This is a genomic window from Maribacter sp. MJ134 (assembly GCF_003970695.1).
GTDB lineage: Bacteria > Bacteroidota > Bacteroidia > Flavobacteriales > Flavobacteriaceae > Maribacter.
Window position 1 is genome coordinate 3,202,210 of record NZ_CP034570.1, and the last position, 15,359, is coordinate 3,217,568.

The following is a 15,359-nucleotide window of genomic DNA, read 5'->3' on the forward strand; positions in this document are numbered from 1 at the left end:
TAAAATATGAGCTTTCCTTTTAATACATTGTAGGCTCGCCCCCGAGTCATTTACTGGTTATCGCTGGCAAACCACTCCGCAAAAGAGGTTTCGGTCTCCTGTAATTTTAAGGAAAATAACTTTATGTTTTCTGGAAGGCGAGCCGTTATTTTGGCTGCAAAATCTATGACCATATTTTCACTGGTGGGCTGGTAATCCGCTAAAATAACGTTATGTCCCCTATCGGTCAGTTCCTTGGCCAATTCAACATGAGGTGTGTTTTTATTAAAGACCGTGGCGTGATCAAACTTATTTACAATTTCCTCTTTGACTATTTTCTTTAAATCACCAAAATCTATGACCATCCCTAATTTCACATGGGCGGTATCCGTAATAGGTGTGCCTATTACCGTTACAGAAAGCTTATAACTATGGCCATGTACATTTCTACATTTACCGTCGTAGCCATAAAGGGCATGACCCGTTTCAAAATTGAATTGTTTGGTGATTCTAATAGTTGACATTACGATACAATTAGCTGGCAAAGGTAGGAATTCTTAGATAAGGGTCCGTGTTTAAATAATAATGCTTAGCTACTGCTATATAATAAATAGGAGCCACCAATAATTAGAAAAGGAGCCGCGATCATTAATAGGATAACAGACCATCGATACAATCCCCAGAAAGAGACGGTCCTTGCTTTCTTTGGATTGGTTCTATCATATATAAGTTGTACTTTTTCTCCTATTTCATAAGCAGGAGGGCTAGAACTTATACCACTTTTAAACGTTTGTTTGTTCTGTGACCTGTCCGTGAACTCAAAAACAGGTGTATACATGGTGCTACTATCGCTCCGATGCGTAGAGAACTCTGTAACCACAGCTGTAGTTTTTATTCCCTTTTCCAGTAGATTTCGAGTTTTCTGAAATTGGTTAAATGCACCATAAGCTAGGAATGCTCCTATAAGAAAGAGAAAAGTATAAAAGATGACCCACAGCATAGTTTTGTTCTTGGACATCTTTTTTAGCGCTTGAACTTGCGGCGGGTCCTTACTCTATTTACAAAATAGATAACCACAACGAACAAAGCCAAAATTGGAAAGACAAGGTCGCCGTTTAAAAAATTGAAAAACTCCATTATGAATAAATTTAACACTAGAACGAAAATTGATAACTGTTATTGCACTATTTCTTGAACTTTGATATAGCTTTTATGGTAAAATCGGAAAGCGCTAATTTGCCTGTTAAAGCTGCGCGTTCCAGAAGTAGTTTATCCCAATGGGATGTATCTCTCCATAGCACTTTTTTTAACTCCGTTAACGCCTCTGGGTTATATTCCGATAATTTCTGTGTAAAGAAATCTAATTCTTTATCCATTTCGTTAATATCGTCGAATACTTTTGAAAACAGCCCTTTTTCTTTGGCCCAGTAAGCATTTTTCCACTCCGTAGGGGCAAGGCTCAGCTCAGAAATTGCTGCAACACCTATTTTTCTTTCTACTGCCGGTGCAATGACCAATGGGGCAATACCGATGGAGAGTTCGGAAAGGCGTATGGCAGAAGCTTCCGTAGCAAAAACATAATCACAGGCAGCGGCTAGACCTACTCCGCCGCCAACAGTTTTGCCTTGAACCCGCCCCACAATGACCTTAGAACAATTACGCATCGCATTGATGACATTTGCGAAGCCGCTGAAAAAGGTTTTCCCGTCCTCCAAAGTAGCGACCGCCATAAGTTCGTCGAATGATGCCCCGGCGCAAAAGGCCCTATCCCCCTCCGATTTTAAAAGAATCACTGAAACGGTACTATGCTGTGAAAGCTTATCTAGTTCCGCCGTTAGACGACCTAATAGTTCAGAAGTAAATGAATTACTAGCCGGATGTCCAAACTCCACGATAGCGACCTTACCATCTATTTTGGTATAAAGACTTCCACTCTTCCTATCGGTTCCCATATGTTCAAATTAAGATGTTATTCCGTATGTTCGGTAACCTATTTAAAATAGGCCTTACCCTTTTCAAAATTAGGTGTTTTGTAATAAGGGCCGAAACTTTTTTCTGAACTTCCAAACCAGTGCACCCCCTCTTATCAGCATCCATATTGTAAAAGAAATCCATATTCCCGTTAAATCCCATCCAAGATATTTTCCTATAAAAAGTGCAGGGACAAAACCTAAGAACGTTGCGGACAGTAGTGTATTTCTCAAGTATTTCATTTCCCCCAACCCTTTGAATAATCCATCTAAAACAAAAGCCAAGGTATTCATGGGAAGCCCAAGGATAACGATAAAAAATATGGTGTAGAAGGTATTTAGGACAAGTGTTTCTTTGGAAAAGAGACTACCGATGGGATAATAAAATACAAACCCAAGTACCATTAAAACTAGACTTACCCATAATCCGTACTGGGTTATTTTCTTTGCCAGGTACCACAATCCGTTATAGTCCTTGGCCCCCAAAAGTCTTCCTCCCATAATATTGCCCGCAGCGCCATAACCATCAATGAAGAAAGCGGAAAATAGCCAAATGTTTATGGCTATGGTGTGGGCGCCAATATAGGCATCACCCAGAGCGGTAGCTTCCCTCACGGCCAGGATGAGCGCGGTATTCAAGGCAATGGCCCTAACGAAGAGATTTAAGCTCATGACCACCAAGCGCCCCAGTTCTGGATGGATGGGAAGTTTAAGTTTAAGACTCATATCGGTTTTAGTAAGCAACAGCACAAAAGCCATGATGGCCATAACCGCTTGGGCAATTAAACTAGCGTAGGCCGCACCGTCTAAATATAGCGGTTCTACTATACCGTCTATTCCGTAGACTAGAATTACATCTAAGATTACATTTAAAACGGCCCCCGTAATAGCAATGACCATGGGCCAAAACGTATTTTGAAGCCCTCTGAAAATACCCATGACGGCAAATACAAAAAGTGTCAACGGAAAACCCCAAACCCTAATGGAATAATAGCTGATACAGTATTGTAAAATTTTTCCAGTGGCATTTAAAAGCTGAAAAATTTCTTCAACAATAAAGATGGTAGAAAGTAGGATCAGAATGCTAAGCCCTATATTAAGAAAAATGGCTTGTGCCGGCAATGTTTTTACTTCCGCTAATTTTCCCGCCCCCAGATACTGGGAAATAATAGCGGAGATGGCACTACGGGTCTGTCCTAGAATCCATATCAACATGGAAAGAAATGAACCAACGATTCCGGCTGCGGCCAAAGATTCAATACCGTCAACGGGAATGTTACCCACAATGGCAGTATCCGTTATTGATAGCAAAGGTTCCGCAATCCCTGCTATGGTTGCAGGAATGGCAAGTTTGTTTATCGATTTAAAGTTGATGGCGGTCTTCAAAAAATAAAATTAAAGAACTAGTTCGTAACAGTAAAAGGGATACTTGCTCTGATTTGGATAATAAATAGCCTCCAATTTTTGATAGCCCCTTGTTTCATAAAATTTTTGATTTCGTTTATTCTGGCCAAAGGTATCTAAACGAACGGATACATAATTGTTGGTACGGGCATATTCTTCGGCAAAATTCATTAATCTTTGCGCAAAGCCTTTTCCTTGCTGAGACGGGTGCACCGCAAGTCTATGAATATAGATGTTGTTATTTTTGGTTAGCCATTTTACATTTTCGTACGCTTTGTCCATCACCGAAGAAATGACGATGCAACCAATAAGGTTACCTTCTTCCTTTACAACATAAAGTTCATTACGTTTGCAATCGACTAGGAATTGGGCGCTACTGGGATAAGTAGTAGTCCATTGAAATATGGCTTTGGACTCCATATGCAATCTACAAGCGGTTGTTAATTCAAGAATATCCGGAATTTCGGATATCTTTGCATGTTGAATCATAAAACGGATTTGTTTTAATTGTAAATTTAGGGGAATAATCAACAATTGTATTATGACTAATATTCTAGTTCCTATAGGTAATTCTACCGATGCGCACCACACTTTACAGTACGCTGTAGATTTTGCTTCAGATTTTGGAGCGAAGGTCTTTGTGATGGAGGTTTTCAACGCAAAATCAAAAACGGGCACGCTTGCTAACGTTTCGGAGAAAATTGCGGAAAGTAGTAAAGAGCGTTTAAAAGAGGTAATCGCTCAAATTGATGCGAAACAAACTGATATTAAAATTGCTTCCTATAATGGGGAGCTCGTAGACGGCTTAAATGAAATAGATAAGGAGCTAGGTATAGATTTAATAGTTTTGGCTCCTAGAAGTCATGACATACAGGAAGAATTGTTTCTAGGATATACTTCAGGTAGAATAATAAAACAAACGGATATACCCACATTGGTAGTGCCGAGGGGAACAACGTACGTTCCTTTTAAAAATGTATTGGTGGCCTTTAAATCGGGTATTTTGAAAAGGAAGAGAACCATAGACCCATTGGTTACCATAACCAATAAGCACAGGGCCAAGGTAAATCTATTGCTGGTAAAGACCCCAGGCTATTCCGATGAAGATTTAATGGTAAATACGGCCCTCATGGATATTAGCTCCCAGCTCACGATTACGGAGAACGCCACTACATATCAAGGTGTTTTAGAACATTTTCAGTCGAAACATCCCGACTTACTATGCGTATTTAGACGTAAGCGAGGCTTTTTCAAGAAGCTATGGGAAAAGAGCACAATTTTAAAAGCGGAGTTTTCGGCTCCAGTGCCGGTACTTATCTTGAGTTCTAAGAAAGACTAATCAGGATTTTGATAGCATGTTAAAAAGTATTTCCTTTGCCGCGGTGAAAAGGGGGATTAGCTCAGTTGGCTAGAGCGCTTGCCTGGCAGGCAAGAGGTCACCGGTTCGACTCCGGTATTCTCCACCAAGTATGACGGGGCTTCCAAGAAATTGGAAGCTTTTTTAATTTAGCGTTGCACGCAGATTGCACGCGGTTTTTAATGTGTTTTCTTTAAAGGGCTATGTACACAGCTAAGCAGTTTTATGACCATTTTCAAGTGAATTATTTTGATTATAAGCAATCAAATAATGAGTTCCTTCTGAGTAGAAGTTCTAAAGCGATGGAAAAGTTATGCAAAGATATCGTTGGCTATGATGAAAAATCTTATAAGAGAGCAATAAAGATTGATGTCCGTCTGACTTATTTGATGGCAGTTGATACTCTATTTGAGTTAGTATTTGCTTTGTTACCAGATAAAAAAGGAAACCTTAGAGACAAAGAAATTGTTTCTACCCTGTCAAGTGGGAAACAATATTATTCTGAACTCAGGGAATATGTTAATAATAGGGAGAGCAGATTTGATATTTTAAAAGACCAAGTTAATTATACCGGAGGTAAAAGCTGTACTGCCCTTCGCTATATTTTTTATGATGGACTCTTTGAAACGGAACATGAGAAAGAAATTGTTGAGAGTGTTGATGCTATATCTGAAGCTTTAAAATTCTTTGGAAAGGAGATAAACGAAAATCGGGATGAACTTAATGCCTACAAACATGGATTGAGGGTTGTTCCTTTTTTTAATACAATGTCCTTTAAAGACCCTAAAACTGGAAAAGGACTCGAAATTGACATGAGTGAATCCATAAGCTTTTTAACTGAAAACAAGAGTGAAAGGACAATCCATGCAAAACCACTTGATTATAAAAAAGACATTGCCCTAACAATCTACGTTACACATCTTATCAACAACATTATCGCATTAAGACAAAGACAACTTACTACTGCAAAAAACTTTCAAACAAGTATATCGGCCTTAAAAAAAACATCCCTGGATGAAGCAAGGAAATCGAATATACAAATGGGGAATTTCAAACTTAATTTACCTATTGCTTAAATCTTTTGCGAAGAGCCATCACAAAGAAAGTTATTAAGGTACCACCGATTAGGAACTCTACATTACGAGCGATTAACCAATAGCCGTTAAATGGGTTTTGTGTATCAATAATTGTAAATGGCATCGCTCCTTTAACACCTCTTTGGATTGCTTTCAATAGGTTAAAATCTATAAAGTAATAGATTATGCTAAAAGTACAAATTAAACAAATCAGACTTACTAGAGGCCGTTTGAAGCTCTGTGTATACCCTCCAAAAAAACCATAAAACCAATAAATAAACCATTGGAAATAATCTCTTTCATTCCAAAGGCTTTGTTGCCTTATTTTCATTTCACTTACATAGGCAAAACCTGAAAGTTCCCAGTTTTTACTATTGTCAAAGTTCTTTTTTAACTGGCGGTAATTATATTCCAAGTCACCGAGGCTATAATTTACATCATCGTCAAGGTAAATATTAGCTTCCCTTAAATAGAATTCTTCTCTTAGAATAATGCGGTCATTACCTTGCCAATTACAGTTTAAAAAAGCAGCGTCTTGAATATCACATTTATAAAATGAAATTGCCTTCATATTACATTGCCTAAACATGATATTGTTTTTGAATGCAAAATCAATAAATATCAAAATATTATTGGGAGTAGATTCTATGTTTTCAAATAATACTTCATTATCCCCAACGATGATTCTTTTAAAAACACACTTTTTAAAATTAGTATCAATGAAGTTGGCATCCGATTGAAAACTAGACCTATAAAAGTAGGTTTCATCCTTAAATGTCGTTTTATAAAAGAAAGTATCATTAAAAAACCCACATCTACTGAAAATGGCACTTCCTTTAAATAATGCAAAATTAAAGTTGGATTCAGATAAGAATTTGACCCCCAAAAAACTCGCGGTATTAAAGAAGGCTACAAATTTGAAATCTATGAAACCTAAAAAAGTAGAGTAGTCAAAATAAATAGATTCTTTAAATTCGGAAAGCTCACCTTCCTTCCAAAAATTAACATCTTTTTTTTTGGGATCATTCCTTTTTCTTGCAAAGTAATCCTCCTCGAATTCGGGAAAGACATATCCAATGAATTCGAAATCTTTTTTATCTATTTTATACTCGCGGATACGCCTCCAAAATTCAGCAACCTTATTTTTGTCCCACTTCTTTTCCCCTTTGGCATTGGTAGCATACCACTCGGATTTATCACTCTTGAAATAATTTTCTAACTCTTCGTTTTGCATGTTATGCCCTAGCTTTTCATCTAATAATATAATGGTATTTGGTTATATTAAGACCTTAATTTAGTCAATTGGTTTCGATAAAACCTTGTTCTCATGGAATATCCTCTGCATAGAATCCGCCTATTGGAAAAACACCTATCAACAAAAGAAGTCGCCTTGGTATTGTGCAAATCTACTAGTTGGGTAAGAATACATAAGAACCTGTTTGATTGGAAAAGGAAGGGTAGGCGAAATCTAAAATATGAACTTACTTCTGTAATTCAGGTTTATTGGAAGTACTACCATCAGAACCTTTTAAATCAAGACTTGTGGTAATACGGCCGTGTATCAAAGTTCTCGACAATATATTTTTGATCTTCAGCTTTTTTCAACTTAACAATACCATCCACCAAATATTCGTATTGTGGATTTGCATCATAATTTTCACCTTTCCAATAACTTTTTATTAAATGGATATTTTTATTGCGCTCATAGGCATCAATCCACTTTGAGTCTGCCTTGTGCACTTTGATAAAATCAACTTCTACTGGTGCAATGCGGAAATTTTTTCGATTAGAAAACATGTTTTTGAGCATGGTTCTACCATCGATATTGTCTTCGGCAAGAAATAAACAAGTGAACCTACTAGGGAGGTTAGAATCAATCAATCTTCTTATTTTTTCAAATTCTATTTCAAGCTCTGCAATCCTATGAATTTTTTCAATATCCGTATCTGAATAGAGTTTAGTGTTGGTGATGCCTAATCCAATTTTGAGGCCGTTTCTTGCCCAGTTCGATAAGGCAACATATTGAAATCTTGGCCCAACAAACCCAAGTTTCGTTGAATCCAAATCTGTTAAAAGACTATCTGGGTTAGCGTTGTAAAGTGGATATTCCTCATTCTTGAAGGTATGATAATGTGCTATTAAAGGTGATGTAAGTTGATTCGTATTTATAAGATTAAAACATACTAGAGGCTCATCTAAGTCAATAAAATAAATGAATTCTTTCGCTTTTAAGGAATAAAAAGATTGTTTGAGCATAATCAGGCAAGATATATCATATGATTCCTTTAGAATTCCGTTATTAATATGGATTTTAACCACCCAAAAGCAGCCTCTTGATCATACTTGATTTCAGGCCTCAATAAAGCCTCCATATCCCCGATAAAATTTGGGTCTTTTTCTTTTTCCTCAATATTCAACAAGAACTCCTTTTTGCTTGGCGGCTTGCCTACGGAAAAAGACATGTATTCATTGAAGCATTTTAGAATTAGTTCATGGTCTAATTCCAGATGCAATCTGGCATAGTCTAAATCGAAGAGGTCTCGCCCTTTGCTACGTTGGTATAATGCCCTCAATTTGGTGCCTAGTAATTCATTGATGTTATAAGTCCTGATGGAAGCACTTCCTGAAAACCACTCACTTTTTACTTCAAATGGGAATTCTACCCAAGGCAATACATTGAAGTGTTCCTTGCAATTGATTTCCAGCTTTAGCCTTCGGGGTTCTTCTTCATATTCCGAAGTGAAGCGGTAAAGTATCTTTGCACCATGGCCCTTTACTTGGGTTCGCCGATCTTGTTCAAAGAAATCTATTACTTCGCCGATACGCTTCATAATTGGTTTTATTGGCCCCTCTTTGATCTGTACTAGGTCGATATCCTCAGAATATCGTGGTGCGGGATTAAGATAAAGTTTGTGCAATGCGGTACCGCCCCTAAACGCTAGATTTTCATTTAAAAAATCATCTGAGAAAATTGCCACCAAAGCTCTACTAATGACCAAATCTTGTTCGACCTGGGCAAATTCTTTCCATGGGGCATATTCGCGCCATTGTGCTATGTATGGTTTTGGAATCATAAGTCGCTCTCCAATTTTAGATTAACATCGACTTTCCATTTGTTATCTACTGCGCCCGGACGTTGTTTTGAATTGGGCTGTAACAATACGGGATATATTTTTTGTTTTGCCAAGTCTTCAAAAATCTGTTCGCATAAACTATTATCTGCATCTATTTCGGAAATTAAAAATCCCAAACGTTGTAGTGTAGCTTTTTGGCTATACCAGTTCAACAAATCGGTCAAGTCGTCTGCGGTAACCGCTTCCAATAATTCTTCTATTGTGGAAAGCATCCGATTAAGTCCTCCTAATTTATTCTGATAATGAACAAGGTCGAGCAGCGTTAAAGCGGGACTTGAAATTTGATAAACTCCGGCATCCGACTTTTCGAAAAGGATGTTTTTTTTCGGCCATGCCGACGTGGTTAAAAATCGGATATCGAATGGCGGTTTTTGTATGTCCAAAGGTTTTGGTGCTTGTGTCATTACATAGTCCCGTTGAATTTGTTGATGGCTTGCACCATAGACCTTTGCCGCACTATAAAAACCCAAATAGTAGCTGCGTTCGAGGAATACAAAAAGTTTATGGATATAGAGATTTATAGGCAACTTTCCCAGATTGGAATACCTTGGCGTAAATATGACATAGAAATTCTGCCGGAGGTTAAAGACTTCCTTCTTTTCTATAAGGCGAGCCAATTCCCTTAGAATTGCAGTTTTCCCCTTGTCGGTTTCCTGCAACAGCTCATCCATAGAGAAGGCATATTCCTCTACGGACAAGAGTTTTTTAATGTATTCGGCAACCGTCATTGTAGTAATTATTTGAGCAATATACCGAAAAAAGGTATAACACTAAAATAAATACTACAAAATTTACACTTCTATTAATTATATAATTTAAGTAAATAGACAGAATCAATAAAAGTGATTCACGGAACGGATGCTTTTATAGAAAATATTGAGGGTCAATTTATTGAAAGACGCGAAAAACTCCTGAGGATACTATGTTACATGCTGGCTTTTCCATCCTGCTTTGTTCCTGAAGCGACGAAAACACCGCCACGGTTGAAAGAATCATCTACTTTGAAATCCGAGACTTTGGTCTTTTAAATATTGCCAAATTGGTCTGTCCACTTCTCCTTTTCCAATCCATTTGACAAATTGGCCTCTTAAACTTGGTTTTTCAAGATACCAGTCCAAAATCACGATTCTACCCTTTGGGCTTAACATTGACACCATGTTATCGATTATGTTCCGCCATTCTGGTAATCCTGAAAGTCCAAGGTCGCAAAAAATGGCGTCGATTTTAATTTGTCCTTTTCGCTCCGAATATTTAACAAGCCAATTTTGGTCTATCTTGGTTGCGTTATACAATTCCAGATCAATATTTGTCCATCTGTTTTTTTCGGTTTTCCGTTTTGCTTGGTCGAGCATTCCGCCGGATAGGTCAATTCCTATAATCAGTCCCGAATTTTCCAGATAGCTCTGAAAATATTTGAAATTCACTCCGGTTCCGCAAGGTAAGTTCAATACAGTTTGTCCTTTTTTTAATTCAAGTTCCTCAATCGCATATTTTCTAGCGTTTTTGTAGTACCAATTTGAGATATAATCATAGATTTTCGAAATCTTATCGTAGTAGCGGATTGCCTTTTCCTGCTCCTTTTTTGTTCCGTTCATTTTTGTTGCCATCGTGATTTTCGTTCAGCTTGCATGTAACGCCATAATATGTGTGCTGGTAGGTATCTTGAAATTTTGTTGATAATACCAATAATTTAAGTTTTATAATGAAGGTGGTCCATAAAACAACCATTATACAGGGCTGCAATTTCAAAGGTCTTTTTATATTAGTGGTCTATTGCCACTTCATCCGCTGCAACCGAACCGCGTTGAAAATAGCCAAAAGCGCCACGCCCACATCTGCAAAAACCGCTTCCCACATCGTTGCCAAGCCACCTGCACCCAGAATAAGCACTATTATTTTTACCCCGAAAGCCAGACCGATATTCTGCCATACGATACTCCGCGTTGAACGTCCAATTTTAATCGCCCTTGCAATCTTGCTCGGTTGGTCGGTCTGGATAATTACATCCGCAGTTTCGATGGCCACATCGCTGCCCAGACCTCCCATCGCAATACCCACATCACTCGCAGCCAATACGGGTGCATCATTGATGCCGTCGCCTATAAAAGCAACTTTTGTTTTGGGTTGTTTTTTGAGTTCTTCGACTTCGTTCAATTTGTCCTCGGGCAACAATCCGCCTTTCGCCCAATCAATATTTAGTTCATTGGAGACTTGCTGCGTAATGGAATCTTTGTCGCCAGAAAGCATTATGATTTTTGTAATTCCCGCATCCCTAATTTGTTTTATGGCCTGGTGCGCATCTTCCTTAAGTTCATCTGCAATGGTCACATAGCCTGCAAATTTCCCATCAATGGCAACCATTACAATGGATTCCACGATACTGTCCGTTTCCATGGGCACCTCTATGTTTTTCGAGGTCATCAATGCCTTGTTGCCCACCAAAACGGTTTGTCCGTTGACCGTTCCCTTTAATCCCTTTCCGGCAACCTCTGAAACATCGGTAGCCTTATAATCCAAACCATCCGCTTTATATTCCAGTATCGCCTTGGCAATGGGATGGGTGGATTGTTCTTCCATCGCCATCAGGTATTTCATAAACTCAGCTTCGTCAAATGTGATGGAATTGATTTCCTTGATTTTAAAAACCCCTTTCGTAACGGTTCCGGTCTTGTCCATTACGACCGTATTTACCTTGGTCATGGCATCCAAAAACGATGCACCCTTAAACAATATTCCATTTCGGGATGCCGCACCAAGTCCACCGAAATATCCTAATGGAATGGAAATGACCAATGCGCAGGGGCAGGAAATCACTAGGAATATCAGGGCACGGTAGAGCCAATTCGTGAACACATAGTCGTCCACAAAAAAGTAAGGCAGAAGGGTCAGGCCAATGGCAAGGTACACAACGATTGGTGTATATATCCTTGCGAACTTTCGTATAAATAATTCTGTCTTTGATTTTCTTGCAGTCGCATTCTGTACCATATCCAGAATTCGGGCAATGGAACTGTCCTTAAATTTTTTATTGGTTTCCACTTCAATGACACCATTGAGGTTGATGCTTCCAGCAAAAACTTTTTCGTCTTTTGCAATGGTGTCGGGTTTGCTTTCACCAGTTATTGCGGCTGTATTCAGCGATGCCTTTTCGGATAACAAAATGCCGTCCAAGGGAATTTTTTCGCCCACACGCACCTGTATCCTTTCTCCAATCTCGACTGTTTCGGGGTTGACCGCAACAAAATTCCCATCACGATAAACCAACGCTTCATCAGGTCGTGCGTCCAACAAAGCCTTAATGTTTCCCTTCGCACGATTAACCGCTGCACTTTGGAACAGTTCACCCACGGCATAAAATAGCATTACTGCCACACCTTCGGGGTATTCGCCTATGGCAAATGCACCCAAAGTAGCAATTGACATCAAGAAGAACTCGGTAAAGAAATCTCCGTTCTTGATACTGTTCCAACCTTCCCTAATCACGGGAAATCCAACCGGAATATAGGCCACCGTGTACCATACAATCCTGATCCATCCTTTGAAAAATGGAAATACATCAAAGTAATCGACGGCAATCCCTACTGTCAGCATCACAAAGCTGAAAATAGCTGGCAAATAGGTTCTAAAATTTGAAATTTCTTTAGGACTGCTGTGGTTATGTCCGTCATCGTGTGCATGTTCGCCCTGATGTTTTTTGGGGTCTATGTCCTGCAAGTTTACTTTTTTCTTTTTCATAATTACTGCAAGAATGCAAAAATAAGAATGCAACGGAAGTGCATTTATTGTCCGCTACACTTGTCGCATACTCCCTTTAAAACTAAATTCGCATCTTCGGCCACAAAGCCTTTCGGCAGGTTGATATGTGGAATTTTCTGTTCGGTCAGGCACACTGTTTCACCGCAATTGCCACAGTGAAAGTGCAGGTGCAGATCTCGCTCCAGTTCACAGTTGCAACCTTCTTCACATAATGCATATTTCGTCATTCCCGTACCATCATCTATCTGGTGGACAATGGCCTTGTCCTCAAAGGTCTTAAGGGTTCTGTATAGTGTTGTCCTGTCCGCCTTTGCAAAGGCGTTTTCAATGTCCGATAAGGTTTTGGCAGCATTGCTCCTGGCCAAGAATTGGAAGACCAACAAACGCATTGCTGTAGGGCGCACCCCTTTTTCTTCCATAAATTTATCTGCTTGTATCATGGTATCGTTGATTAATCATTGTCTTCGTTTCCAAATGGTTTCAAAATAAGGCCTACACTAAATATAAATCCATCCGTTGGGGCATAGATTTCCGGAAAGGTAGGGTTTTCATGGGGTGGCAGTACCAGAGGAGAGAAACGGCTTTGCCTCCTGTCCGTGAAATTTTCAAAATTAATGAATGTACTTCCCCACTTAAAGTTACGCATCAACAACAATCCCATGGTAACGAAATCAGTAGTTTCTGTTCCATTGGAGAGCAATTGCTTTCCAGTGTAATAGGTCTCATAACCGACACGCCATTTTTCGGATTCGTACATCAAAACGCTTCCAGCATTATGCTTAGCGGTCAAAGGTTTTTGGGGATTGCCCGGCAAATAGTTTAATCTTGTATCGATAAGGGCATAATTCAGGAACCATCGAAAATCCTTATAGGTAAATTTGATGTTCGTCTCCGCACCCTTACTCAATATTTCCCCGGCTGCATTTTCGAACTGGAACAAACCACTATCCAAAGAATTGAGCAACAATCCGTTTCTGATAGCAGTCAAATAGAACAATTGGTTGACGGAAAAGCCCACTTCGTCCGAAAGTCTCGTCCGGTAATTGAAATCAAGGTTAAGGCCATAGGATCGTTCAGCTTTCAAGCTTTCCCTATCGATTGGAAGCACATCCCTAAAATTGATGAATTCAGCCTCCTCCGTAAAAATATCGGGTATTTTATAGCCAAGACCACCACCGAATCTGCTTGAAAAATTGGTGTTGGATTTATACAACAATGAGATTCTAGGTAAAGGAAAAAATCCCCAATCCTCGGCATAATCGGTGCGTATGCCTGTTTCAAGAATCCATCGCTCTGAAAGGTCATGGATACTATTTGCGAAAAGGCCATAAGTATTATCATTCTGGTCACGTTCCAAGGGATTATCCAATTCATCAAATGATGTGGTATAAAGGTTGGCCCCCAACACCCAATCCGATTTTAGGCCCTGTCTCTGATAGGAAGCTTCGGTAAAAGTGTTCCATTGTGTTCCTTTGAATGACAAATCAGGTATTTCTAGACTTCTGTCAAAAAAAGAGATGCTGTTCTTGACCGAAATGGATTGGGTCGAATCCAACTTGGTTTCGAAGACAGCTTGTGTGCTAATCCGTTTGGACAGGTTCTCTTCGGTATATTGATGAATCCCGTTCTCGCCCTCCTTAATTTTTGTGATATCCCCACCTTGTCTATCATCATAGGTTCCGTTGACTCCAAACCAAATTGTGGTATTCCCGGAAGGGTAATAGAAAAGTTTGGGATTAAAACTTAAGGAACGTGTTCGAGGTAAGTTGCTGAACCCATCATCCTCTGGGTCAAAAACTTTTTGTAAATGACCAGAGCCGTAAAGTGTCCATCCCCATTTATCTTTTCGTTCGCCATAGAAAACGTTGGCGGTGCTTCCCAAGGCTTGGGTCTGTGTTAGCATAATATCCAGTTCTGGGTCTTCATTCGGGGTTTTGGATACCATATTGACCAAACCGGCTATGGCACCGCCACCGTACAAAGTGGAAGAACTTCCCTTTACGATTTCAAACTGCCTCAGATCTAATGGCGGTATTTGTAAAATGCTCAATCCGCTTGAGAAACCTCCGTATAGTGGAAATCCATCCCTTAGGAGTTGGGTATAACGACCGTCCAATCCTTGGATCCGAATATTGGTATTGGCACTACTCAATGAGGTTTGCTGCATCTGGATTCCCGTACTTTCCCGCAGTACCATAGAAATGTTCGTTGGGTTCATTACAGCCTTTTCCCCCAACTCCTCGACCCCAATGAACTCTATTCGGGTCGGTATTCTTTTTATGGTACGGGTACTTCTTGTGGACTGCACTACCACTTCGTCCAGGGCGTTGGCACCTTCCTTAAGATAAAAGACCAATTCGACACTTGTAGGTACAATGATATTGGTTTGCAATGTCTCAAAACCCAAATAGGAGATTTGAAGATTGTATGGGCCATCTGGCACATCCTCTAACAAGGCTACACCATCAAAATCTGTCGTTGTCCCTTTATTCAGGCTTTCGATATAGACGGTCGCCCCAAGCAATGGCTCTTTTTCTTCTGCTGTAAAAATCTTGATTTCCAAAGTGTTCTGTGCATAACTGAATACACAGAACATAAGCATAAGCCATATGCTTATCCCGTATTTATTCATTTTAATTTTAATTGAATTGACTAAATTTTTAGGAGAACGATCATTTGATCG

Annotated in this window: 15 protein-coding genes and 1 tRNA gene; 3 read left to right on the forward strand and 13 right to left on the reverse strand. The window is 39.3% G+C overall.

The window, feature by feature from the left end; all coding sequences use genetic code 11:
- Positions 1–50: 50 nt before the first annotated feature.
- The 5 genes from EJ994_RS13855 to EJ994_RS13875 all read right to left on the reverse strand — a co-directional run bounded on the left by EJ994_RS13855 (position 51) and on the right by EJ994_RS13875 (position 3,842).
- Positions 51–503: a 6-pyruvoyl trahydropterin synthase family protein gene (locus tag EJ994_RS13855; RefSeq protein ID WP_099573810.1), complete on the reverse strand. Its 453-nt coding sequence runs from the start codon at positions 501–503 to the stop codon at positions 51–53.
- Between the two features lie 65 nt (positions 504–568).
- The gene (locus tag EJ994_RS13860) at positions 569–997 is read right to left on the reverse strand and encodes a DUF3592 domain-containing protein (protein WP_126593024.1); all 429 of its coding nucleotides are present in this window, start codon (positions 995–997) and stop codon (positions 569–571) included.
- Positions 998–1,163: 166 nt separating this feature from the next.
- The gene (locus tag EJ994_RS13865) at positions 1,164–1,931 is read right to left on the reverse strand and encodes an enoyl-CoA hydratase/isomerase family protein (RefSeq protein ID WP_126593025.1); all 768 of its coding nucleotides are present in this window, start codon (positions 1,929–1,931) and stop codon (positions 1,164–1,166) included.
- Positions 1,932–2,000: 69 nt separating this feature from the next.
- A complete protein-coding gene (locus tag EJ994_RS13870; RefSeq protein WP_126593026.1) occupies positions 2,001–3,335 on the reverse strand; it encodes an MATE family efflux transporter in 1,335 nt (444 codons plus the stop codon).
- Between the two features lie 9 nt (positions 3,336–3,344).
- On the reverse strand, positions 3,345–3,842 hold the full coding sequence (locus tag EJ994_RS13875) for a GNAT family N-acetyltransferase (protein WP_126593027.1): 498 nt from the start codon (positions 3,840–3,842) through the stop codon (positions 3,345–3,347).
- A 52-nt stretch (positions 3,843–3,894) separates the two neighbouring features.
- Here EJ994_RS13875 and EJ994_RS13880 point away from each other — a divergent pair, with 52 nt between their 5' ends.
- The 3 genes from EJ994_RS13880 to EJ994_RS13890 all read left to right on the forward strand — a co-directional run bounded on the left by EJ994_RS13880 (position 3,895) and on the right by EJ994_RS13890 (position 5,786).
- Positions 3,895–4,692, forward strand: coding sequence for a universal stress protein (locus tag EJ994_RS13880; protein ID WP_126593028.1), 798 nt, complete (start codon positions 3,895–3,897; stop codon positions 4,690–4,692).
- A 50-nt stretch (positions 4,693–4,742) separates the two neighbouring features.
- A tRNA-Ala gene (locus EJ994_RS13885) sits at positions 4,743–4,819 on the forward strand.
- A gap of 193 nt (positions 4,820–5,012) precedes the next feature.
- Positions 5,013–5,786 carry a hypothetical protein gene (locus EJ994_RS13890; RefSeq protein WP_126593029.1) on the forward strand — a complete coding sequence of 258 codons (774 nt, stop codon included), beginning with the start codon at positions 5,013–5,015 and terminating at the stop codon, positions 5,784–5,786.
- Here EJ994_RS13890 and EJ994_RS13895 read toward each other — a convergent pair.
- From EJ994_RS13895 to EJ994_RS13930, 8 genes are all read right to left on the reverse strand, one after another.
- The gene (locus tag EJ994_RS13895; protein WP_126593030.1) at positions 5,776–7,020 is read right to left on the reverse strand and encodes a hypothetical protein; all 1,245 of its coding nucleotides are present in this window, start codon (positions 7,018–7,020) and stop codon (positions 5,776–5,778) included. The genes EJ994_RS13890 and EJ994_RS13895 overlap by 11 nt on opposite strands.
- A 299-nt stretch (positions 7,021–7,319) precedes the next feature.
- Complete coding sequence (locus tag EJ994_RS13900) at positions 7,320–8,042, reverse strand: DUF2441 domain-containing protein (protein WP_126593031.1); 723 nt, start codon at positions 8,040–8,042, stop codon at positions 7,320–7,322.
- Between the two features lie 29 nt (positions 8,043–8,071).
- The gene (locus EJ994_RS13905; protein ID WP_126593032.1) at positions 8,072–8,860 is read right to left on the reverse strand and encodes a nucleotidyl transferase AbiEii/AbiGii toxin family protein; all 789 of its coding nucleotides are present in this window, start codon (positions 8,858–8,860) and stop codon (positions 8,072–8,074) included.
- Positions 8,857–9,648: a type IV toxin-antitoxin system AbiEi family antitoxin gene (locus EJ994_RS13910; protein ID WP_126593033.1), complete on the reverse strand. Its 792-nt coding sequence runs from the start codon at positions 9,646–9,648 to the stop codon at positions 8,857–8,859. Before EJ994_RS13910 ends, EJ994_RS13905 begins: the two co-directional genes overlap by 4 nt.
- Positions 9,649–9,912: 264 nt before the next feature.
- Positions 9,913–10,527 carry a class I SAM-dependent methyltransferase gene (locus EJ994_RS13915; protein WP_241240791.1) on the reverse strand — a complete coding sequence of 205 codons (615 nt, stop codon included), beginning with the start codon at positions 10,525–10,527 and terminating at the stop codon, positions 9,913–9,915.
- Positions 10,528–10,690: 163 nt separating this feature from the next.
- A complete protein-coding gene (locus EJ994_RS13920; protein ID WP_126593034.1) occupies positions 10,691–12,655 on the reverse strand; it encodes a heavy metal translocating P-type ATPase in 1,965 nt (654 codons plus the stop codon).
- A 44-nt stretch (positions 12,656–12,699) separates the two neighbouring features.
- A complete protein-coding gene (locus EJ994_RS13925; RefSeq protein WP_126593035.1) occupies positions 12,700–13,116 on the reverse strand; it encodes a Fur family transcriptional regulator in 417 nt (138 codons plus the stop codon).
- 11 nt (positions 13,117–13,127) lie between these two features.
- Entirely contained in the window at positions 13,128–15,308 is a 2,181-nt protein-coding gene (locus EJ994_RS13930) for a TonB-dependent receptor (protein ID WP_164721471.1), read from the reverse strand.
- Positions 15,309–15,359: the final 51 nt, after the last annotated feature.

Coding starts and splice junctions, on each gene's coding strand:
- EJ994_RS13855 (WP_099573810.1), bottom strand. CDS start 503: ATGTCAACTATTAGAATCACCAAACAATTCAATTTTGAAACGGGTCAT.
- EJ994_RS13860 (WP_126593024.1), bottom strand. CDS start 997: ATGTCCAAGAACAAAACTATGCTGTGGGTCATCTTTTATACTTTTCTC.
- EJ994_RS13865 (WP_126593025.1), bottom strand. CDS start 1,931: ATGGGAACCGATAGGAAGAGTGGAAGTCTTTATACCAAAATAGATGGT.
- EJ994_RS13875 (WP_126593027.1), bottom strand. CDS start 3,842: ATGATTCAACATGCAAAGATATCCGAAATTCCGGATATTCTTGAATTA.
- EJ994_RS13880 (WP_126593028.1), top strand. CDS start 3,895: ATGACTAATATTCTAGTTCCTATAGGTAATTCTACCGATGCGCACCAC.
- EJ994_RS13890 (WP_126593029.1), top strand. CDS start 5,013: ATGGAAAAGTTATGCAAAGATATCGTTGGCTATGATGAAAAATCTTAT.
- EJ994_RS13895 (WP_126593030.1), bottom strand. CDS start 7,020: ATGCAAAACGAAGAGTTAGAAAATTATTTCAAGAGTGATAAATCCGAG.
- EJ994_RS13900 (WP_126593031.1), bottom strand. CDS start 8,042: ATGCTCAAACAATCTTTTTATTCCTTAAAAGCGAAAGAATTCATTTAT.
- EJ994_RS13905 (WP_126593032.1), bottom strand. CDS start 8,860: ATGATTCCAAAACCATACATAGCACAATGGCGCGAATATGCCCCATGG.
- EJ994_RS13910 (WP_126593033.1), bottom strand. CDS start 9,648: ATGACGGTTGCCGAATACATTAAAAAACTCTTGTCCGTAGAGGAATAT.
- EJ994_RS13915 (WP_241240791.1), bottom strand. CDS start 10,527: ATGGCAACAAAAATGAACGGAACAAAAAAGGAGCAGGAAAAGGCAATC.
- EJ994_RS13920 (WP_126593034.1), bottom strand. CDS start 12,655: ATGAAAAAGAAAAAAGTAAACTTGCAGGACATAGACCCCAAAAAACAT.
- EJ994_RS13925 (WP_126593035.1), bottom strand. CDS start 13,116: ATGATACAAGCAGATAAATTTATGGAAGAAAAAGGGGTGCGCCCTACA.
- EJ994_RS13930 (WP_164721471.1), bottom strand. CDS start 15,308: ATGAATAAATACGGGATAAGCATATGGCTTATGCTTATGTTCTGTGTA.